17 protein-coding genes are annotated in these 20,199 nt (G+C 75.0%); 3 read left to right on the top strand and 14 right to left on the bottom strand.

All coding sequences use genetic code 11. From position 1 onward, the window contains the following. Positions 1-56 precede the first annotated feature (56 nt). Positions 57-512, bottom strand: a complete 456-nt coding sequence (locus tag FXF68_RS32505) for a MarR family winged helix-turn-helix transcriptional regulator (protein WP_148765958.1) — start codon at positions 510-512, stop codon at positions 57-59. 83 nt (positions 513-595) lie between these two features. On the opposite strand from FXF68_RS32505, the gene FXF68_RS32500 reads away from it, so the two are divergent. After that, complete coding sequence (locus FXF68_RS32500; RefSeq protein ID WP_246179085.1) at positions 596-2,128, top strand: MDR family MFS transporter; 1,533 nt, start codon at positions 596-598, stop codon at positions 2,126-2,128. On the opposite strand, the gene FXF68_RS32495 is transcribed toward FXF68_RS32500, so the two are convergent. The 3 genes from FXF68_RS32495 to FXF68_RS32485 are packed head-to-tail and all read right to left on the bottom strand — an operon-like array spanning position 2,125 to position 4,458. Further along, positions 2,125-2,790: a response regulator transcription factor gene (locus FXF68_RS32495; protein ID WP_148765954.1), complete on the bottom strand. Its 666-nt coding sequence runs from the start codon at positions 2,788-2,790 to the stop codon at positions 2,125-2,127. The genes FXF68_RS32500 and FXF68_RS32495 overlap by 4 nt on opposite strands. A 53-nt stretch (positions 2,791-2,843) precedes the next feature. Next, positions 2,844-3,272 (bottom strand): pyridoxamine 5'-phosphate oxidase family protein, encoded by a 429-nt coding sequence (locus FXF68_RS32490; protein ID WP_148765952.1) that lies wholly within the window; start codon positions 3,270-3,272, stop codon positions 2,844-2,846. Beyond that, on the bottom strand, positions 3,253-4,458 hold the full coding sequence (locus FXF68_RS32485) for a sensor histidine kinase (RefSeq protein ID WP_222870171.1): 1,206 nt from the start codon (positions 4,456-4,458) through the stop codon (positions 3,253-3,255). The genes FXF68_RS32490 and FXF68_RS32485 overlap by 20 nt, the downstream gene beginning before the upstream one ends. Between FXF68_RS32485 and FXF68_RS43275 the strand changes: the two genes are divergently transcribed. Continuing rightward, on the top strand, positions 4,409-4,846 hold the full coding sequence (locus tag FXF68_RS43275) for a helix-turn-helix domain-containing protein (protein ID WP_222870170.1): 438 nt from the start codon (positions 4,409-4,411) through the stop codon (positions 4,844-4,846). The two genes, FXF68_RS32485 and FXF68_RS43275, sit on opposite strands and share 50 nt — an antisense overlap. Positions 4,847-4,857: 11 nt before the next feature. On the opposite strand, the gene FXF68_RS32475 is transcribed toward FXF68_RS43275, so the two are convergent. The 10 genes from FXF68_RS32475 to tkt form a co-directional block, all read right to left on the bottom strand. After that, positions 4,858-5,187, bottom strand: coding sequence for a cupin domain-containing protein (locus tag FXF68_RS32475; protein WP_067887049.1), 330 nt, complete (start codon positions 5,185-5,187; stop codon positions 4,858-4,860). A gap of 43 nt (positions 5,188-5,230) precedes the next feature. Beyond that, positions 5,231-6,433: a L,D-transpeptidase gene (locus FXF68_RS32470; protein ID WP_246179065.1), complete on the bottom strand. Its 1,203-nt coding sequence runs from the start codon at positions 6,431-6,433 to the stop codon at positions 5,231-5,233. A 99-nt stretch (positions 6,434-6,532) separates the two neighbouring features. Beyond that, the gene (pgl, locus tag FXF68_RS32465) at positions 6,533-7,285 is read right to left on the bottom strand and encodes a 6-phosphogluconolactonase (protein ID WP_148765947.1); all 753 of its coding nucleotides are present in this window, start codon (positions 7,283-7,285) and stop codon (positions 6,533-6,535) included. Then, positions 7,282-8,376, bottom strand: a complete 1,095-nt coding sequence (locus FXF68_RS32460; RefSeq protein ID WP_148765945.1) for a glucose-6-phosphate dehydrogenase assembly protein OpcA — start codon at positions 8,374-8,376, stop codon at positions 7,282-7,284. Before FXF68_RS32460 ends, pgl begins: the two co-directional genes overlap by 4 nt. Further along, complete coding sequence (gene zwf, locus FXF68_RS32455; protein ID WP_148765943.1) at positions 8,376-9,902, bottom strand: glucose-6-phosphate dehydrogenase; 1,527 nt, start codon at positions 9,900-9,902, stop codon at positions 8,376-8,378. The genes FXF68_RS32460 and zwf overlap by 1 nt, the downstream gene beginning before the upstream one ends. Positions 9,903-10,160: 258 nt before the next feature. Then, the gene (locus FXF68_RS32450; RefSeq protein ID WP_148765941.1) at positions 10,161-11,897 is read right to left on the bottom strand and encodes a glucose-6-phosphate isomerase; all 1,737 of its coding nucleotides are present in this window, start codon (positions 11,895-11,897) and stop codon (positions 10,161-10,163) included. Then, positions 11,894-13,552, bottom strand: coding sequence for a phosphoheptose isomerase (locus FXF68_RS32445; RefSeq protein ID WP_187438200.1), 1,659 nt, complete (start codon positions 13,550-13,552; stop codon positions 11,894-11,896). Before FXF68_RS32445 ends, FXF68_RS32450 begins: the two co-directional genes overlap by 4 nt. Before the next feature lie 172 nt (positions 13,553-13,724). Next, positions 13,725-15,398, bottom strand: a complete 1,674-nt coding sequence (locus tag FXF68_RS32440) for a glucose-6-phosphate isomerase (protein ID WP_148765939.1) — start codon at positions 15,396-15,398, stop codon at positions 13,725-13,727. Next, the gene (tal, locus tag FXF68_RS32435) at positions 15,395-16,510 is read right to left on the bottom strand and encodes a transaldolase (protein WP_148765937.1); all 1,116 of its coding nucleotides are present in this window, start codon (positions 16,508-16,510) and stop codon (positions 15,395-15,397) included. Before tal ends, FXF68_RS32440 begins: the two co-directional genes overlap by 4 nt. Before the next feature lie 19 nt (positions 16,511-16,529). Further along, positions 16,530-18,581, bottom strand: a complete 2,052-nt coding sequence (gene tkt / locus FXF68_RS32430; RefSeq protein WP_246179084.1) for a transketolase — start codon at positions 18,579-18,581, stop codon at positions 16,530-16,532. A gap of 546 nt (positions 18,582-19,127) precedes the next feature. Here tkt and FXF68_RS32425 point away from each other — a divergent pair. Beyond that, on the top strand, positions 19,128-20,126 hold the full coding sequence (locus FXF68_RS32425) for a heme o synthase (protein WP_425458630.1): 999 nt from the start codon (positions 19,128-19,130) through the stop codon (positions 20,124-20,126). Positions 20,127-20,199 lie beyond the last annotated feature (73 nt).

The raw sequence follows: 20,199 nt of genomic DNA, 5'->3' as shown, positions 1-20,199 counted from the left end.
GCCGGACGCCCCCGCCCCGCAACCCCGGTCGTAGGCCCCCGGCGCTCGTAGCGCGGTCAGCCCTCGTAGGTGTGGACGAACCGGCCGAGCAGACGGGCGAACTCGGCGCGCTCGGCGTCCGTCCAGTCGGCCATGGCCTGGGCGAAGTGCTCCTGGCGGGTGCGGCGGGTGGCCTCCACGACGGAGCGGCCCGCGTCGGTCAGCTCCAGGTGGATGCGGCGCCCGTCCTCCTGGGACGCGACCCGGCGGACGTACCCGGCCTTGACGGCCTCCGCGACGATGCGGCTGCCGCGCGAGGCGTCCACGCCGAGCCGGGCGGCGACGAGCCCGACGCTCATCTCCTGGCCGGGCCGGTCGGGGCCCTCGTCGACGACGTCCACGACGTGCAGGACCTGGACGTCCACGGGGAGGTTGTGGTCCCGGACGGCGGCCTTCCCGAGCCGCTGCCGCGCCATGCCCCGGCGGAGCCTCACCATGCTCCGCTCGACGGCGTCCAGTGCCTCGTCGCTCATGACGGCAAGTCTAGCTAGGTTGCGCACCTCATCTAGATGTGCTTAGCATCTGCATGCGTAAAGCATATAAATGTGAGGTGCAGATGAATTCCGCGATCGTCACCGGCCCCGCCGTGCGGATGAGCCGCCGGGACCGGCTGCTGGTGTTCGGCGGGCTGATGCTCGCCGGGCTGATGTCGTCCCTGGACGCGACCGTGCTCGGCACCGCGCTCCCAGCGATCGTCGGCGACCTCGGCGGGCTCGACCGGCTCGCCTGGGTGTCCACCGCGTACGTGCTCGCGACCAGCGTCACCGTCCCGCTGTCGGGGCGGCTGGGCGACCTGTTCGGGCGCCGTCCCGTCCTGCTGACCGGCCTGGTCGGGTTCATGGCCGCGTCGGCGGCTTGCGGGGCCGCGCCGTCCATGAACTGGCTGATCGCGCTCCGCGTCGTGCAGGGCGCGGCGGCCGGGTGCCTGATGAGCTCGATGTTCGCACTGACCGGCGACCTGTTCGAGCCGCGCGAGCGGGCGAAGTACCAGGGGTACTCGGCGCTGGTCTTCGCGGTGTCGAGCATCGCCGGACCGCTGATCGGCGGGTTCCTCACCGACCACGCTTCCTGGCGCTGGGCGTTCTACGTCAACCTGCCGCTCGGCCTCGCCGCCACCGCCGCGACCGCGCTCCTGCTGCGGCTGCCGAGGCCGGAGCGCGAGCCGCGGATCGACTACCGCGGGATCGTGCTGCTCGGCGCGGCGGTCACCTGCTTCACGCTGTTCACGAGCTGGGCCGGGACGCGGTACCCGTGGGGCTCGCCGGTCGTGCTCGGGCTGGCGGCCGGGTCCGCCGTCCTGTTCGCGGTGTGGGTCCTCGCGGAGCGGACGGCGGCCGAGCCCGTCGTCCCGCCCCGCCTGTTCCGCGACCGGTCGTTCGCCGTCGCCTGCGCCGTCGCGGCCGTCGGCGGCGCCACCGGGTTCGGGCTCGCCACCTACCTGCCGATGTTCTTCCAGGTCGTCGGGGGAGCGGGGGCGACGCGCTCCGGCCTGCTCGTACTGCCGATGATGATCGGCCTCCTCGCCTCCTCGATGGGCGCGGGACGCCGCATCCACCGGACCGGCCGCTACCACCGGCTCCCGGCCGCGAGCATGGCGGTCAGCGGGCTGGGCGTCGCGCTGCTCGCCACCATGGACGCCCACACCAGCCTGCTCGTCGCGGGCTGCTACATGGCCGTCCTCGGGTTCGGGGCGGGCCTGTCGCAGCAGGTCGTCGTGCTGATCGCGCAGAACGCGGCGCCGCCCCGCGACCTCGGCGCCGCCGGCTCGGGGGTGTTCGCGACGCGGATGCTCGGCACGGCCGCCGGGATGGCGGTGTTCGGCGCGATCATGTCCAGCCGGTTCGCCGCCGAGGTCGGACGGCGCGTCCCGGACGGCCGCGTCCCCGCGTTCGACGACGCCGTCCGGCCCGGCGCGCTCGACGCCCTGCCCGGCCCGGTGCGGGACGGCGTCGCCGAGGCGTTCGCCGCCGCCTTCACCGACCTGTTCCTCGCCGCGCTGCCGCTGCTCGCCGCGGGTCTCGCCGCCGCGCTGCTGCTGCGGCACGTTCCGCTCGCGCCCCGCGGCCCCGGCGGCGGCCCCCGCGACTAGGTGTCGAGGGCGGCGTCGTGGACGAGCAGCGCCACCTGCACCCGGTTGTTCAGCTCAAGCTTCGTCAGCAGGCGCGACACGTACGCCTTCACCGTCGCGACGCTGAGCGACAGCTCCCGGCCGATCTCGCCGTTCGTCCGGCCCTGCCCGACCAGCGCCGCCACGGCCCGCTCGCCCTCGCTCAACCGGCCGAGCAGCTCGCGGGCGCGGGCCTGCCGCGGGTCCGCGCCCGCGTCCGCGACGTAGGACATCATCCTGCGCAGCACCGCGGGCGACATCATCGGCTCGCCCGCCGCGACCTGCCGGATCGCCTGGACGATCTCCGGCGGCGGCGTGTGCTTCAGCAGGAACCCGCTCGCCCCCGCCCGCATCGCGCGGACGATGTGGTCGTCGCTGTCGAACGTCGTCAGGATGATGATCTCGGGCGGGTCGCGGCGGGCGCGCAGCAGCTCGGTCGCCGCGAGGCCGTCCAGCCTCGGCATCCGGATGTCCATCAGCACCACGTCGGGTCGGTGCAGGTTGACGGCGGACACGACCTCCGCGCCGTCGGCGACGTCGGCCACCACGTCGAGGTCGTCGGCGTTCGCCAGCATCATCGACAGGCCGGCCCGGACGAGCGCGTCGTCGTCGACGATCAGGACGCGGATGGCAACGGAGTCCATCCCGCCACCCTATGGCTCGGAGCGGCCCGGCCCGTCCGCTACCGGCCTGTCCGTTACGGGCGGCGCAGGCGGCGGCCGCTGACCTCGTGCGCGGCCAGCCGGAACCAGGCGTCGCGCTCGCCGCCCGGCCACGGCCGGACCTGCGCCACGTGCGGGATCTCGTCGTCGGTCAGGGGATGCGCGCCGCCGCGTACGAGCACGCTCCACCCCTCGTGCGTCGCCTGGTCGAACTGGTCGACCTCGAACGCCGCGCGGATCTCGCCGCCGGTCACGAGCGTGTGCAGGCTGCGGTTCAGGCGCCCGGCGGCCGAGGTGCGGAAGATCACGGCGTCGCCGTCGACGGCGTGGTTCACCGGGACGACCGTCGGCCCCTCGCCGTCGTCGAACGCGACCCGGCCGACGTCCGCGGCGGAGACCAGCCGGAGGCATTCGGCGCGGTCCAGTTCTTCGAGCAATGGCCGGTCAGCGGAGTTCGGTGCCATGGGGGACACCCTTCCCGGCATCCCCGCCGGCATGCGGGCCGCCGAGCGGCAGCCGGGCCCGCAGCCGGAACCGGCCGTCGCCGGTGCGGCCGTGCTCCAGCGTCCCGCCGAGCAGCGCGACCCGCTCGGCCAGGCCGACGAGCCCCGCGCCCGCTCCCGGCAGCGGCCGGGCGGGCGGGCCCGGCGGCAGCGCGTTGACGATCTCGATGTCGAGGTCGTCCGCGGCGTCGAGCGTGACGCGGACGCGCGCCCCCGGCGCGTGCTTGCGGGCGTTGGTCAGCCCCTCCTGGACGATCCGGTACGCGTGCCGCCCGACCCGCGCCGGGACGCGCCCCGGGTCGGGGACGCGGTCGTCCAGCGTGACGCGCCCGCCCGCGCGCTCCGACTCGGCGACGAGGCCGGACACGTCCGCGAGCGTCGGCTGCGGGCGCTCCGGACCGGCGGAGCGCGGCGAGTCGTCCCGCAGCACGCCGATGACCTCGCGCAGGTCCTCCATGGCCTCGTAGGCGCTCTGCCGGATGATCCCGGCGGCCTCGCGCTGCTCGGGCGGCGAGTCCTGGCGGAACTCCAGCGCGCCCGCGTGCACGGCGAGCAGGGAGATGCGGTGCGCGAGGACGTCGTGCATCTCGCGCGCGATCCGCTCGCGCTCCAGCAGCCGCGCCTCCTCGACCCTGAGCTGCTGCTCGGTCTCGGCGGCGCGGGCCCGCTCGCGCAGCGACTCGATCAGCATCCGCCGTGACCGCACCAGCATCCCCGCCGTGACGAGCACCGCGTACATCAGCCCGAAGACGACGACGCCCTCGCGGAAGTCGCGCGCCGACAGCGGCGCGATCCAGAACTCCAGGGCGACCACGCCCATGGTCGCCGCGCCGATCGGCAGGCTCGTCCGCCACGGCCGCAGGACGGCGACCGAGAACACGGCCGCCGCGGCGGTGCCGAGCACCGTCGACGCGACGAGCTGCGCGAACATCATCGCGATCGCGAGCGCGACCGGGTAGCGGCGGCGGAACAGCAGGACGGCGACCCAGCTCACGGCGCCGATCACCAGGTCCCGGGGGACCGAGAGGTCCTGGCCGTCCTGGAGGTCCTCCAGCGACGCCTGGAGCATGAGCAGGCCGAGCACGACGGCGCCCGCGGTGACGCCCGCGTCGCCGAGCCGGTCGCGCCACGCCCGCCTGATCTCCACACACTCCACGGTATCGGCGGCCCCGGTTGCCGGCAGTGGCCGCAGGTCGGCGGCCCGTCGACTTTGGTATCGGCCGCGTCCGGCGGCCCGGCCGACGAGCGAGGCCGACGCCGCCGGGCGGCTCACCGTCCTGTTCGACGACCTCGACTTCGATCCGAAGCCCGCCGACGGCGTGATCCGGCTCCGGCACTGCCCGTTCCTCGAACTGGCGGAGGAGTACGGGCCGCTCGTCTGCGACGTCCACCTCGGCCTCATGCAGGGCGCGCTGGAGGAGCTGGACGCGCCCCTGTCCGCTGACCGGCTGGAGCCCTTCGCCGAACCCGGCGCCTGCGTCGCCCACCTGCGGCGCACCCCTCGATTATCTTCGAAAGCCGCCGGAGGCCGATGATCCCCCGCAGGTCAGCGCTTGGCGACCGTCAGCAGGACGGCCGAGTCCTCCAGCGCCTCCAGGGCGTGCCGCGCGTCCGGGACGATCAGCAGGTCGCCCGCGATGCCGTCCCAGGCGTCGTCGCCGCTCAGCAGCCGCACCCGCCCCAGCAGGACGTGGACCGTCGCCTCGCCCGGGCTCTCGTGCTCGGCCAGGGACGTCCCGGCGGTCAGCGCGATCAGCGTCTGGCGCAGGACGTGCTCGTGCCCGCCGTACACGGTCTCGGCGCTGCGCCCGGTGGACCCGGCGGCGGCGCGCTTGAGCTGGTCCCGAACCTGTGCGTCCAGCGAGAGCTTCTGCATGGCACCCAGTGTGCCAGCGCCCCCGGAGGCTCACCGGGGCGGGTCAGTTCAGCGGCGCGCCGGTGACGGGCCTGCCGGTCGCGCTGCCCTGGAGCCAGGCGTCCCACGACTTCGCCCACGGGGTCGGGCCGTTGCCGAACTGGAGCTTGCGCGTCGTCCCGGTCACCGTGACGACGTCGCCGCGGTTCGTGAAGTCGAAGAACCACTTGGCGTCGGACGGGGAGGCGTTGACGCATCCGTGGCTGACGTTGTCGTTGCCCTGCGAGTCGGTCGACCACGGCGCGGAGTGGACGAACGTCCCGCTGTAGGTCAGCCGGACGTTCCACTTCGTCGGGATCCGGTACTCGCCCGGGTCGCCGGTGGTCGCCGAGTCCATCACGATGTGCGCGCTCTTCTCCTGCGCGATCATCGTGCCGCTGTAGCTGTCGTGGCCCGGCTTGCCGAGGCTGACCTTCATCGTCCGGACGGTGCGCCCGCCGTCGGTGACGGTCGCGGTGTGCTTCTTCGCGTCGATAGTGGTGACGTGCCGGGGGCCGACCGTGAAGCCGGTGCTGCGGTCCTTCATCCCGTACAGGCCCTCGCCCGCCTTCAGCCCGGCCAGGTGCGCGACGACCTCCACCTTTTGCCCGGACGGCCAGTAGTCGCGGGGCCGGAAGTCGACCTCCCGGTCGCTGACCCAGTACCAGGCGCCCTCGACCGGCTTGGACATCCGGACCTCGAGCGCCTTCTCGACCGCGACCTTCCCGGCCTTGGTGGAGACCGGCTTGGACAGCAGCAGCTGCACCGGCATCCCGACGCCGACCTTCTCGCCGTCGAGCGGGGACATGCCGCTCTCCAGCTTCTTCGGCGGGGTCAGCGTCGTGAACGTGGACGTCGCCGTGGCCTCCTTGCCGCCCTCGCCGGTGCCCTTCGCGGTGACCGTGTACGTCGTGGACGGGCGGAGCGTCCACGACGACTTCCACGACTTGCCGTCCGCGGCGAGCCGCCCCTGCGCCTTCGCGTTCTTCTGGCCGTAGGTGAGGGTCACGCTGGTCAGCCGCCCCTTGTCGGCGGTGACGGTGACGGGCTGGTCGGGCGCGACCCGCTGGGCGCCGGTGACGGGGGTGATGGCCAGCTTGACCGCGTCCGCGGCCTTGCCGCCGCCCCCGCCGCCGCCTCCGCCGCCCCCGGACGAGCAGCCCGCGACGGCGACGACCGCCGCTCCGATGATCGCCGCGCACGCCGTCCCGGTCCGACCCCTGAGCACTGGGCACTCCTCACGCTCGACGGGCATTCCCACCGTCAGGGTATGCACGGTTTTGCCGAAGACATTCGAATGCGCGGGCTTGGTTCTGCTTCTCGCTGGTCAGGGCCGTCCGGACGTGTCGGCCCCCGGGAGCTTCGCGGCGGCGGACCGGTCCAGCAGGAACAGCGTGCGGTTCCGGCCGCGCACCCCGGCGACGGGCGCGGCGGCGACGTCCGCGCCCGACAGGCCGAGCCGGACCGCCTCCGCCTTCGACTCCCCGGCCGCGAGGACCCACACCTCGTCGGCGGAGTTGAGCGTCCCGAACGTCAGGGAGACGCGCGTCGGGGGCGGCTTCGGCGCGCCGTGCACGGCCACCGCCGTCCCGTCCGCGTCCAGGCCGGGCATGTGCGGGAACAGCGAGGCGACGTGCGCGTCCGGGCCGACGCCGAGCAGCACCACGTCGAGCCGGCCCCCGGCCCCCGCCAGCTCGGCGCCGTACCGGGCGGCGGCGGCCTCCGGGTCGTCGCCGTCCGGGCCGTCCGGCGCGGGCATCGCGTGCACCCGCGCCGGGTCGACCGGGACGTGGTCGAGCAGCGCCGCCCGCGCCCCGGTCTCGTTGCGCTCCGGATCGCCCGTGGGCAGGAACCGCTCGTCGCCCCACCACACGTCGAGGCGCGTCCAGTCGACCGCGTCGCGCGCATCGGACGCGGCGACGGCGGCGAGGACCGCCGTTCCGACGCCGCCGCCGGTCAGCGCGACCGACGCGGCGCCCCGCTCGGCCTGGGCGTCCGCGATCCGCGTGACCAGCCGCGCCGCCGCCGCGGCGGCGAGCACCCCCTGGTCGCGGTGCACCAGGACGGACGGCGGAGTCATGCCTCCTCCGATCCGCCCGCGCCGCCCTCGCCGGTTGCGTCGCCCGCGGCGTCGCCCCCGGCGGCCTCGGCACCGGCGGCGGCCTCGCGGTCGGCGACCTCGCGTTTCGCGGGGCCGGTCTTCGCCGCCTCGGCCGTCGCCGACACCGGGTCGCTCGCGACGCCCTCGCGGGTCGTCCCGCCCGCGAGGTCCTTGGCGAAGCGGGCCGCGGCCTCCCGGTACACCTCGTCCGGGTCGAGCCGCCGCAGCTCCTCGGCGAGCAGCTCCGCCATCGGCCGCCGCATCAGCGCGACCTGCCGGTCGGGCTGCCCGGGACGGCACAGCGTCGCGACCCGCCCGTCCGGACGGTGGATGACGATGTCCCCGGCCGTGGTCGTCAGCGTCACGCCGGTGATCCCCGGCCCCTCGGACACCGCACGGGACATCGGGACGCCGAGCCGGATCGACAGCCACGCCGCGAGCAGCTCCGCGCTCGGGCTGTCCGGCTCCGCCGCGACCTCGCCCGAGACGATGTCCTCGTGGTCCTGGTCGAGGGCGGCGGCGAGCAGCGACCGCCAGGACGTCAGCCGCGTCCAGGTGAAGTCGGTGTCGCCCGGCCGGTAGCCGTCCGCGAGCTGGGCCAGCGTGCCGAGCCGGTCGCGGGCCGCGTAGGAGTCGGTCACCCGGCGCTGCGCGAGGCGGCCGAGCGGGTCCCGCGCGGGCGCCTTCGGCACCTTGCCGCCCGGCCACCACGTCACGACCGGGGTGTCCGGCATCAGCAGCGGGACGACGACCGAGTCGGCGTGCTCGGCGAGCGGCCCGTACATGCGCAGCAGCACCGTCTCGCCGGGGCCGGTCTCGCCCATCCGGATCTCGGCGTCCAGCCGGGACGTCCCGCCGCGCGGGTCGCGGGAGATGACGGTCAGCACCCGGCAGGGGTGCTCGCGCGCCGCCTCCGTCGCCGCCCGCACCGCGTCGTACTGCGCCGACTCGTCGGTCACGATGATCAGCGTGAGCACCATGCCGACGGCCGGGCCGCCCATCAGGTGCCGGGACTGCGTCAGCGCGTCCTGGATCTGCCGGGTCGTCGTGCCGGTGAGGTCGATGTTCATCAGAGCCTCCTCCAGGTGCGCCCGTCGCGCGCCATCAGCTCGTCGGCGCTGTCGGGCCCGTAGCCGCCGGACTTGTACTGGTCGAGACCGCCCCGGCTCGCCCAGTACTCCTCGATCGGGTCGAGGATCTCCCAGGACAGCTCGACCTCCTCCTGGCGGGGGAACAGCGGGGGGTCGCCGATCAGCACGTCCAGCAGCAGCCGCTCGTACGCCTCGGGGGAGGTCTCGGTGAACGACTCGCCGTAGGCGAAGTCCATGTTGACGTCGCGGATCTCCATCGAGGTGCCGGGCACCTTCGAGCCGAACCGGACCGTGATGCCCTCGTCCGGCTGCACCCGCATCACGAGGGCGTTCTGCCCGAGCTCCTCGGTGTCGGTCTCGGAGAACGGCAGGTGCGGCGCCTGCTGGAACACCATCGCCACCTCCGTCACCCGGCGGCTCAGCCGCTTGCCGGTGCGCAGGTAGAACGGGACGCCCGCCCAGCGCCGGTTGTCGATCTCAAGCTTCACCGCGGCGTAGGTCTCGGTGCGGGAGTCGGCGGGAATGCCGTCCTCCTCCAGGTAGCCGCGGACGTTCACGCCGCCCTGCCACCCCGCCGCGTACTGCCCGCGCGCCGTGGACGCGGACAGGTCGCCCGGCACTCGCACCGCCGACAGGATCTTCGCCTTCTCCGCGCGGACGGCCTCCGCGCTGAACGACGTCGGCTCCTCCATCGCGGTCAGCGCCAGCAGTTGCAGCAGGTGGTTCTGGATGACGTCGCGGGCCGCGCCGATGCCGTCGTAGTACCCGGCCCGGCCGCCGATGCCGATGTCCTCGGCCATGGTGATCTGCACGTGGTCGACGAACGACCGGTTCCAGATCGGCTCGAACATCGAGTTCGCGAACCGCAGCGCCAGGATGTTCTGCACGGTCTCCTTGCCGAGGTAGTGGTCGATCCGGAAGATCGACTCCTCGGGGAAGACGCGGTGGACGGTGTCGTTCAGCTCCTTGGCGGTGCGCAGGTCGCGGCCGAACGGCTTCTCGATGACGACCCGCCGCCAGGACCCCTCCGTGCGCTCGGCCAGCCCGCTGCGCTGCAGCTGCTCGACGACGAGCGGGAACGCCTTCGGCGGGATCGACAGGTAGAACGCGTAGTTGCCGCCGGTGCCGCGGCTCGCGTCCAGCTCCTTGACCGCCATGGCCAGCGCGTCGAACGCGCCCGGGTCGCCGAACTCTCCGGGGACGAAGTGCATGCCCTCGGACAGGTGCGTCCAGACGTCCTCGCGGAACGGGGTGCGGGCGTGCGCCTTGACGGCGTCGTAGGCGATCTGGCGGAAGTCCTCGTTCTCCCAGTCGCGGCGGGCGAACCCGACGAGGGAGAAGCCCGGCGGGAGCAGCCCCCGGTTCGCCAGGTCGTAGATCGCCGGGAGCAGCTTCTTGCGCGACAGGTCGCCGGTGACGCCGAACAGCACGAGCACGCACGGGCCGGCGACCCGCGGCAGGCGCTTGTCGCGGGGGTCGCGGAGCGGATTGGCTGGGTCGGTCACGTGGCTCCACCTTTCCTCGGGGCTTCCCCCGGGCCCCCGTGGCGGCGGCCCGAAGATCCTCGCTTCGCTGCGGTCATCGGGGCCTCTCCGGCCGTCCGGCCGCCCGCCCGGTCCCCGCCGGGCGCGCGGCGCGCTGTCGTCCTCGTCCTGCAAGCATCCTGCCCTCTCTGCGCATTCTTCGGTCGCCACATCTCCGGTCCCGGGCCGCCGGGGGCGGCGCGGGGCGTCCACGGGTACGCGCCGCGGGGGGCGTCGCGCTCATCCCGTGCTCCATCCGGTTCCCCATCCGGTGCTCGGCGCCGTGCCCGGTTCCCCGTCCGGTCCGGGGCGGGGGCCCGGCTCGCGCGCGGCGTCCAGGAGCCGGGCGAGCCCGGCCCACCGGTTCCGCAGGTGCAGCCGCAGCACCGGGCGGCCGGCGGCGCGCGCGTCGCGGACGTCCCCGAGCGCCCGGGCCAGCCGCAGCGTCCCGAGCCGGTGCCCCCGTCCCGGGACCGGCACGTCGCGGTCCACGTTCCCGGTCACCATCAGGTATACGCACCCGTCCGGGTGATCATTCCCGCGCGCGGGCCGCCGCGCGCCCCAGCCGACCGCCACCGGGCGGCCGCTGCGCGCCGCGAGCAGCGCGGCCAGCCTGCGGACCTGCGCGCCCTGCCCGCGCGCCTCGTCCGGGTCGAGGTAGGCGAGGATCGTGAGCCCGCCGCCCGGGCCGGCCCCGGCGGCGAGCGCGGCCAGCGCGGTCATGAGCGCGGGCAGCGTGCCCGCCGCCGCGAGCTCCGGGACGGTCGTGTGCGCCTCGACGGCCCGGTCCGGGGCGCCGTCGGCGAACAGCGGCCCGCCCGTCCCGTCGTCGAGCGTCGGCGGGGCGGCGGGCGCGCGCGGGGCCATCGGGTCGGCGCCCAGCAGGTACGCGGCGACGGCCGCGGCGTACTCCCACACGAGGAGCTGGGCGGCGAGCGGGCCGGTGACGGTGGCGTCGTCCTGGCGCGGACGGCCGCCGAACGTCACGAGGAACAGGTCGTCGGCGGGCGCGAGCGGGAGGCCGCCGTCCTGGACGACCGGCGTCAGCCGCCCGCCCGTCGCCTCCGCCAGCAGCGCCGCCGCCCACCCGGCGAGGCCGGGCGGCGCGGCCGAGTAGCCGCCGAGCACGGCCGTGCGGCGCCCGGCGCGGGCGGCGCCGCCGAGGATCGCGCCGAGGACGAGCCCCGGGTTGTGCTCCGGCCGGGTCAGCGCCGGCAGTACGGCGGTCGCCTCGCCGAGCAGCGCTCCGACGTCCGCCCCGGCGAGCGCGGCGGGCACCAGCGCGTACGGGGACAGCGCGCCGAACGCGGTCGGCGCGGGCGCCTCGACCAGCGGGCGTCCCGCCTCCGCGGCGAGCTTGGCGGCCGCCGCGCCCGGCTCGGCGACGGTGACGATCCGCCGCGCGACGTCGGCGGGGGAGAGGCCGAGGCCGCCGAGCATCCCGCCGAGGACCTCGCGGAGCGCGCCGGTGCCGGGGTCGTCGCCGGTCACCACGACCATCGTCCGGGCCAGGCGGTCGGGGTCGTCCTGGAGGCGGAGCAGCGGGCCGGGCTCCGGGCTGTCGAGCAGCGTGAGCGCCGGGACGTCGACGGCGGCGACCTCCTCGTCGGGATCGTCGGGCTCGACGTCGTCGGGTGCCGCGTGGCGCCGGGACGCAACGATCAGCTCGGCGGCGCGGGCCGGGGCGCCGTCGCCGAGCAGCACGACCTCGGTCAGCCCGTCCGCGCGGGCCCGGTCGCGCAGCTCCCCGGCACGGTCCAGGACGGCGCGCCCCGGCCCCGGCTGGCTGGGCCAGCACAGGTCCCGGCCCTCCAGCGCCGCGGCGGCGGCGGACGGCCACAGCGACGCGTCCTCCGACGCGAGCCGGACCGGCACCTGGTCGATCCACAACCGGCCGAGCACCCGCTCGGCGGCCGCCCGCAGCGGTCCGCGGGCGGTGATGGCCGTCTCCCCCGAGACGACGGCGGTGAACGTCACGGCCTGCGCGCCCCCGCGACCGCCCGTACCGCCTCGGTGAGCCGTCCGGCGCCCTCGACCGGGTCGCGCAGGTGCAGCCTGATCACCGGGAGCCGCCGCTCGCGCAGCGCCCGCAGCTCGCCGAGGGCCCGCGCCACCTGCAGCTCGGCCAGGCTGTACGGGCGGCCGGGGACGGGGTGCGCGGCGAGGGCGTCGCCGGGCGCCGGGTCGCCGGTGATGATGAGGAACGCGCCGTTGCCGGGACCGTCCTTGTGTACCGGCCCCGTCGCGTGCGGGAAGGCGGGCCCCGGGCCGTAGACGACCGGACGGCCCGACGCGCGGGCCAGCGACGGCGCGAGGTAGCGCCCCGAGAAGTCGCCCGACAGATACGACATGACGGATAGGTACCCGTCGGACGGGACCGACGCCACGAGCCCGCCGAGGACGGTCATCAGCTCCGCGCCCGGCGGCCACGGGAAGTCGGCGTGGACTTCGATGCCGTCCTCCACGTACACCGGGCGCTCGGCGGTCAGCGCCGTCCCGCCCGGCGCGCGCAGCAGCGCGGCGGCGTCGTCCTCCGCCTCCTGGACGACCGCGCTGCCCGCCTCGAACGGGTTCACCCCGAGCAGCCACCCGGCGACCGCCGTCGCGTACTCCCACAGCAGGAACTGCGCGCCGAGCGGCGCCCACACCGAGGTGTCGGCGTCCTCGTCGGCCGCCGACCGCGGGTTGATCGACACGCCGTGCACGTCGGGGAAGCCGCCGCGCCCGCCCGGCGGCTCGAACACCAGCACGCCGCGGCCCCGCTTGCCGGTGCCGACCGCGAGGAGCTGGGAGATCCACGCGGTCAGCGCGCCGGGCCCGCGCAGCAGCACCTTGTCGCGGGCGAGGCCGCCCGGGGTCTGCTGCGCGCAGCCGCCGAGGACCGCGCCGAGCAGCAGGCCCGGGTTGTCCTCGTCCTTGCCGAGCGACGGGACGAGCGAGGCCGCCTCCTCCAGCAGCCGCTCGGCGTCCGCGCCCGCGAGCACCGCCGGGACGAGCCCGTACGCCGACAGCGCGCCGTAGTGGCCGGGCAGGTACGGGTCGGTCAGCCCGATCCGGTAGCCGCACTGCCGGGCGAAGTCGTGCAGCGGGCTGCCGTGGTCGGTGATCACCAGGAACCGGGACGCGATCTCCCGCTCGGACAGGCCCCGCTCCCGGAACGCGGCGGCGAAGATCCGCCGGTAGGCGTCGCCCTCCAGCGACACGCCCGCCTTGCTGGCCAGCACGACGAGCGTCCGGTCGAGGCGCTCCAGCGCGAACGCGAGCGCGGCGGTGTCGCTGCCGTCCAGCACGGTGAGCCCGCCCGCCGGGCGGTCGTCCCCGGCGGCGGGCGCGTGCGACTCCACGATCGCCTGCGCGGCGAGCGTCTCCGCGCCGACGCCGATCAGCACGATGTGGTCGAGCCCCGAGTAGCGCGCCTCCGCGACGAGGGCGTCCACCTGGCTCAGCAGGCCGCGGGAGGCGAAGGGCAGGTCGAGCCAGCCGAGCCTGCTGTGGTCGACCGCGCGGCGCCCCCACAGCTTGGGGTCCTTCGCGGCCAGCGCGGCCGGGACGCCGCAGCTCACGAGGTAGTCCCTCGCCTGCAGCGCCGAGTCGAGCACCTCGCCCCGCGTCAGTACGTCGAATCCGGACACCGTTCCCCTCCCGGCCCCCATCGTTTCAGGAGAGAAAGGGCATTGGCGACCATCTCCGTCGATCTTCTTCGTCGCGATTCGGGTTCGTGCGGTCGCCCTGCGTCCCGCCCGTTCCGTCCCAGGTCGTCCGGGTCGTCGAGGGCGGTCGGGCGGCGGGCCGCCGAGCAGGGGATCAGGCGAGGGCCTCGGTGAGCTGGGCGAGGCCCTCCGCGCGGTCGCGCAGGTGCAGCCGGACGGCCGGACGCCCCAGCGACCGCACCGTCCGCAGGTCGCCGAACGCCTGCGCCAGCTCCAGCTCGCCGAGCGTGTAGGGCCGCCCCGGCACCGGGACGTCGTCCACCACGGCGCCCGTGATCTGGAGGAACGCCCCGTTCGCCGGGCCGCCCTTGTGGTACTGGCCCGCCGCGTGCAGGGACCGCGGGCCCCAGCCGAACGTCACCGGCGCCGGGTCGCGGCGGAGCTTGCCGCCGCGCGCGGCGAGCAGCGGCCGCAGCCCGGCGGCCGCCGCGTCCCCGGTGCGGTCGAGGAACGCCTGCACGGCGAGGTAGCCGCCGTCGGGGACGTCGTCCAGGAGCATGTCGAGCGCCTCGGTGAGCGTCCGCGCACCGCGCAGCGCGCCCTCCGGGGCGTGCACCTCCACCGCGCCTGACACCAGCTCGGGCGGACGGGTCACGACCGTGGGCGCGGCGCCCTCCTCCGAGCGGAGCAGCGCCGCCGCGGCCTGCCGGGAGGCGTCCGCGTCGGGCTCGTCGAACGGGTTCACGCCGACCACCCGCGAGGCCACCGCGACCGCGTACTCCCAGAGCAGGAACTGCGCGCCGAGCGGCCCCGCGACGCTCACCCCGGCCTCGCGTCCGGGGCCGGGCTCGTCCGGACGGCGGCCGAGGATGACCCGGCGCAGGTCGCCGGTCAGCTCGAAGCCGGGCGCGTCGACGCTCTCCACGACCACCGGCAGCAGGCCCCTGCCGTCCTTGCCGAGCGACCCGGCGACGAGCTGCTCCATCCACCCGGACAGGCCGTGCAGCCCGGAGCCGTGGTCGGCGATCACCAGCTTGTCGCGGGCGCCGAGCGCGGACGAGGCGAGCACCGCCCCGAGCGCCAGCGCCGGATTGTCGTACGGCTGGCACAGCACGCCCGCCAGCCGGGACGCCTCGTCGAGCAGCCCGTCCACGTCGACGCCCGCGAGCGCCGCCGGGACGAGCCCGCGCGCCCCGAGCGCGCCGAAGCGCCCGTCGGTGCCCGGCTCGGCGACGACGAGGTGGTGGCCCGCTTCGCGGGCCGTCCGCTCCAGCTCGGAGCCGTCGTCGGCCACGACGACGAACCGCAGCGCCTGCTCGGCGGCGCTCAGCCCGGTGCCGCCGAACGCGTGGGCGAAGACCCGGTGGAGGGCGTCCGCCTCGGGGCTCTCGCCGACGACGACCACGATCGTCCGGTCGACCCCGGCGGCGAGGACGCCGCCCACCTCGTGCGGGTCGGCCGTGTCGAGGACGACCAGGTCGGCGCCCGTGGCGTCCCGCCCGCCCGCCGTGCGGAACATCGCCTCGGCGGCGAGGGCGGGGCCGCCCGCGCCGGCGAGGACGATCCGGTCGAGCCCGGCGTCGCGGGCGTCGGCCGCCGCCTCGGCCAGCCGGGCCGCCACGGGCCGCGCGGTCTCCGGCAGGTCCAGCCAGCCGAGCCGGCGGGCGGCGAGCGGGGCCGCGTCCGGCCCCCACAGCTTGGCGTTGCCGGACGTCAGCGAGCCCGGCACGCCGTCGGAGACGAGACGGTCGAGGACCGTCTCGCTCTCGTCGACGACGGCGCCGCGGATGGTGACCGAGATCCCCCCGGCGGTCACCACCGAGGTCACGCGCCGGCCCTCTTGGCTTCCAGCTCGCCGGTGATGGAGTCGAGCAGCTGCTTCCAGGACGCGGCGAACTTCTCGACGCCCTCGTCCTCCAGCACGCGGACGACGTCGTCGTAGTCGACGCCCGCGTCCTTCAGCGCCGCCATGTGCGCCCGCGCCTCGTCGTACGAGCCGCGGACGGTGTCGCCGCGCACGTCGCCGTGGTCGGCCACGGCGTCCAGCGTCGCCTCCGGCATGGTGTTGACCACGCCGGGCGCGACCAGCTCGTCGACGTAGAGCGTGTCCTTGAGGTCCGGGTCCTTCACGCCGGTCGACGCCCACAGCGGGCGCTGCGGGCGCGCCCCCGCGTCCTTCAGCGCCTTCCACCGGTCGGTGCCGAACTTCTCCTCGTACAGCGCGTACGCCAGCCGCGCGTTGGCGACGCCCGCCTTGGAGCGCAGCGCCTTCGCCTCGTCCGACCCGATCTTGTCGAGCCGCTTGTCGATCTCGGTGTCGACCCGGCTGACGAAGAACGACGCCACCGACGCGATCCCGGACAGGTCGTGCCCGTTCCGCCGCGCCTGCTCCAGGCCCTCGAAGAACGCGTCGATGACCTTGCCGTACCGCTCCAGCGAGAAGATCAGCGTCACGTTCACGCTGATGCCCTCGGCGAGCGTCGAGGTGATCGCGGCGAGGCCCTCCTCCGTCGCGGGGATCTTGATGAACAGGTTCGGCCGGTCGACCAGCCACCACAGCGCGCGCGCCTCGGCGGCCGTCTTGCGGGTGTCGCGGGCGAGCCGCGGGTCGACCTCGATGGACACGCGGCCGTCGAGGCCGTCCGTCCGGTCGTAGACGGGGCGCAGCACGTCGCAGCCCCAGCGGATGTCGTAGGTGGTGATCGCGCGGGACGCCTCCTCGACGTCCACGCCGCGCACCGCGAGGTCGCGGACCTGGTCGTCGTAGGCCGTGCCCTTGCTCAGCGCCTTGGCGAAGATCGTCGGGTTGGACGTGACGCCGACGACGTGCCGGTCCTTGACCAGCTCCGCCAGGTTGCCGGTGCGCAGCCGGTCGCGGCTGATGTCGTCCAGCCAGATCGAGACGCCCTCGTCCGAGAGCCGCTTCAGGATGTCGCTCATCGCTCTGCTCCTCACGCTCCTAGTTGCCGGTGGTCTCGCCGCGTCCCGCGTCCTTCACCGACGCCCTGATCAGGCTGGCCTTCGCCGCCGCGACGACCCGCTCGGAGGTGATGCCGAACTGCAGGAACAGGGTCTTGTAGTCGGCCGAGGCGCCGAAGTGCTCCAGGCTCACCGACTCGCCGGCGTCGCCGACGTAGGCGCGCCAGCCGAGCGCGATCCCGGCCTCGACCGACACGCGGGCCTTCACCCCGGGCGGGAGCACCTCCTGCCGGTAGGCGTCGGTCTGCGCCTCGAACCACTCCACGCACGGCATCGACACGACCCGGGTGGGGGTCCCCTCGGCCTGCAGCGTGTCGCGCGCCTCCAGTGCGAGCTCCACCTCGCTGCCGGTCGCGATGATGATCACGTCGGGCCGCCCGCCGTCGGCGTCGGCGAGCACGTAGCCGCCCTTCGCGACGCCCTCCGCGGACGCGAGGCCGCCGCTCCGGTCGAGCGTCGGCAGCTTCTGCCGGGTCAGCGCCAGCCCGGCGGGCCGGTCGGTGTGCCCGAGGACCGTCCGCCACGCGACGGCCGTCTCGTTCGCGTCCGCCGGGCGGACGACGTCCAGCCCGGGGATCGCGCGCAGCGCCCACAGGTGCTCGACCGGCTGGTGGGTCGGGCCGTCCTCGCCGAGGCCGATCGAGTCGTGCGTCCACACGAACGTGACCGGCAGCTTCATCAGCGCGGCCAGCCGCACCGCCGGGCGCATATAGTCGCTGAAGATCAGGAACGTGCCGCCGTACGGGCGGGTGCCGCCGTGCAGCGCGATGCCGTTGCAGATCGCGCCCATCGCGTGCTCGCGGACGCCGAAGTGCAGCGTGCGGCCGTACCGGTCGCCGGGGAACTCCTTGGTCTGGAACTCCTCCGGGATGAAGGACGGCTGGCCCTTCATCGTCGTGTTGTTGCTCTCGGCCAGGTCGGCCGAGCCGCCCCACAGCTCCGGCAGCACCGGCGCCAGCGCCGCCAGCACCTCGCCGGACGCGGCGCGGGTCGCGAGGGCCTTGCCCGCCTCGAACTGCGGCAGCGCGGTGTCCCAGCCGGGGGGCAGCGTGCGGGTCGAGATCCGGTCGTACTCGGCGGCCCGCACCGGGTTCGCCGCCCGCCACGCCTCGAACGCCTCGTTCCAGGTCGCGTGCTCGGCGCGTCCCCGGTCGCTCACCTCGCGGGCGTGCGCGAGGACGTCGTCCGGGACGACGAACGTCTCGGCCGGGTCCATGCCGAGGATCCGCTTGGTCGCGGCGACCTCGTCGGCGCCGAGCGCCGAGCCGTGGATCTTGCCGGTGTTCTTCTTGTTCGGCGCCGGCCAGCCGATGATCGTGCGCAGCGCGATGAACGACGGGCGGGACGTCTCGGCCTTCGCGGCGGCGAACGCGGCGGCCAGCGCGGCGACGTTCTCTTCGTAGTCGCCGTTCTCCGTCCAGTCGACGTGGTGGACGTCCCAGCCGTACGCGGCGTACCGGGCGCGGACGTCCTCCGACAGCGCGATCGCGGTGTCGTCCTCGATCGAGATGTGGTTGTCGTCGTAGAGCAGGACCAGGTTGCCGAGGCGCTGGTGGCCCGCGAGGGAGCTCGCCTCGTGGCTGATGCCCTCCTCGATGTCGCCGTCGGACGCGAACGCCCAGATCGTGTGGTCGAAGGGGGACTCTCCCTCCGGCGCGTCCGGGTCGAACAGGCCGCGCTCGCGGCGCGCCGCCATCGCCATCCCGACCGCGTTCGCGATGCCCTGGCCGAGCGGCCCCGTCGTCGTCTCGACGCCCGCCGTGTGGCCGTGCTCGGGGTGGCCGGGGGTGAGGCTGCCCCACTTGCGGAGCGACTTCAGGTCGTCCAGCGTCATCGGGTAGCCGGACAGGTACAGCTGGATGTAGAGGGTCAGGCTGGAGTGGCCGCAGGACAACACGAACCTGTCGCGGCCGGGCCAGTGCGGGTCCGTCGGGTCGTGCCGGAGGAACCGCTGGAACAGAAGGTAGGCGGCGGGCGCGAGGCTCATCGCCGTCCCCGGGTGGCCGGAGCCCGCCTCCTCGACCGCGTCCATGGCCAGGGCGCGGACCACGTCCACGGCCCGCCGGTCCTGGTCGGACCACTCAAACGTGCTGTTGTTCCTGCTCACGGAACGCCAGGCTCCTCTCGAACCGATGTGAAGATCCACACTGTGATGTTGTGCCGCGCCCGTCCCCGCCCGCGCTCTCATGGGCGGTGACGTCCGGCGGCGCGCCGCGCCTCCCCGGCCTCCCGGCGCCCCGTGACGACCCCGTTCGCGGCCCGCGAAGATCACGCCGCGGCCCCCTCGGCGAGCCTATCGCGCGGACGGGCCGCACCACCCTTGCCCGGACGGCCCGCGCGCTAACCCCCGCGCGGCGGATCGGGGACGGGTCCGCGAGGGGGACGCGCCGGGGCGCGTCCGCACGACCCGGTGCGAGGGTGGCGGAGGGGGCGGACTACAGTGATTGCGCGGTTGACGACAGCGGCCGCGGCAGGAAACGAAGCGAGATCGAATCCCAGCCGAGGCCGGCCCGGATCGCGGGGGCGCCGCCGAGCTGGTACGCGATTTCCCCATCCCTAGTTGGACGTGGACCCGATTGTGACGGTGCTCAGTAACAAGCGCGGGGTCGAGATCGACCTCGACTCGCAGGCGCCGGGGGCGCCGGCGGCGCCGCTCGTGCCGGTGGCCGCCGCCGAGCAGGCGGAGGCGCGGACCCTCGGCGCGCGGCTGCGCGCGTACGTGGCGCTGACCAAGCCGCGGGTGATCGAGCTGCTGCTGATCACCACCATCCCGGTGATGTTCCTGGCGGACGGGGGCGTCCCGCCGCTGTCCACCGTGCTGCTGACGCTGGCGTTCGGCACCATGTCCGCGGGCGCCGCCAACGCGATCAACTGCTACATCGACCGCGACATCGACGCGAAGATGCGCCGCACCCGGCGCCGTCCGCTGGCCCGCCACCAGGTCACCCCGGCCCGCGCCCTGATCTTCGGGATCACGCTCGCGGCGCTGTCCACCGCCGGGTTCCTGGTCGCCGTCAACCCGGTCGCCGCCGCCGGGTCGCTGTTCGCGATCCTGTTCTACGTCTTCGTGTACTCGCTGCTCCTCAAGCGCCGCACCTCGCAGAACGTCGTGTGGGGCGGGATCGCCGGGTGCATGCCCGTCCTCATCGGCTGGGCCGCGATCACCGGCGGCGTCGCCTGGACGCCGCTCGTCCTGTTCGGCGTCGTGTTCCTCTGGACGCCGCCGCACACCTGGACGCTCGCGATGCGCTACCGCGACGACTACGCGGTCGCCAAGGTCCCGATGCTGCCGGTCGTCGCGAGCGAGCGCCGCGTCGTCACCGAGAGCCTCGTCTACACCTACGCCACCGTCGCGTGCTCGCTGCTGCTGTGGCCGGTGGCCGGGATGGGACCGGTGTACGGGGCGGTCGCCGTCGTCCTCGGCCTCGTGTTCCTCGCCGAGGGGCACCGGCTGCTGCGTGCGGTGCGGGCCGGGGTGACGGGCGTCCACCTGCGCCCGATGCGGTTCTTCCACCTGTCGAACGTGTACCTCGCGCTGCTGTTCACGGCCGTCGCCGTCGACCCGATCCTGCGCTGAGCCGGGTCGCCGGGCGGTCACCGTCCGTGTCGGGCCGGGCTTAGCGCTCCGGCCGACCGGCGGTTACGCTCGG

Source organism: Actinomadura decatromicini (assembly GCF_008121305.1).
GTDB lineage: Bacteria > Actinomycetota > Actinomycetes > Streptosporangiales > Streptosporangiaceae > Spirillospora > Spirillospora syzygii.
The sequence above is the reverse complement of the archived record's forward strand: the minus strand, read 5'-3'. Positions and strand labels throughout refer to the sequence as shown.

Excerpts from the sequence above, each read along its gene's own strand:
- FXF68_RS32475 (WP_067887049.1), bottom strand. The coding sequence starts at position 5,187 with ATGCAGAAGCTCTCGCTGGACGCACAGGTTCGGGACCAGCTCAAGCGC.
- FXF68_RS32460 (WP_148765945.1), bottom strand. The coding sequence starts at position 8,376 with ATGAACATCGACCTCACCGGCACGACGACCCGGCAGATCCAGGACGCG.
- pgl (WP_148765947.1), bottom strand. The coding sequence starts at position 7,285 with ATGACTCCGCCGTCCGTCCTGGTGCACCGCGACCAGGGGGTGCTCGCC.
- tal (WP_148765937.1), bottom strand. The coding sequence starts at position 16,510 with ATGAGCGACATCCTGAAGCGGCTCTCGGACGAGGGCGTCTCGATCTGG.
- FXF68_RS32505 (WP_148765958.1), bottom strand. The coding sequence starts at position 512 with ATGAGCGACGAGGCACTGGACGCCGTCGAGCGGAGCATGGTGAGGCTC.
- FXF68_RS32500 (WP_246179085.1), top strand. The coding sequence starts at position 596 with ATGAATTCCGCGATCGTCACCGGCCCCGCCGTGCGGATGAGCCGCCGG.
- tkt (WP_246179084.1), bottom strand. The coding sequence starts at position 18,581 with ATGGACGCGGTCGAGGAGGCGGGCTCCGGCCACCCGGGGACGGCGATG.
- FXF68_RS32495 (WP_148765954.1), bottom strand. The coding sequence starts at position 2,790 with ATGGACTCCGTTGCCATCCGCGTCCTGATCGTCGACGACGACGCGCTC.
- FXF68_RS32490 (WP_148765952.1), bottom strand. The coding sequence starts at position 3,272 with ATGGCACCGAACTCCGCTGACCGGCCATTGCTCGAAGAACTGGACCGC.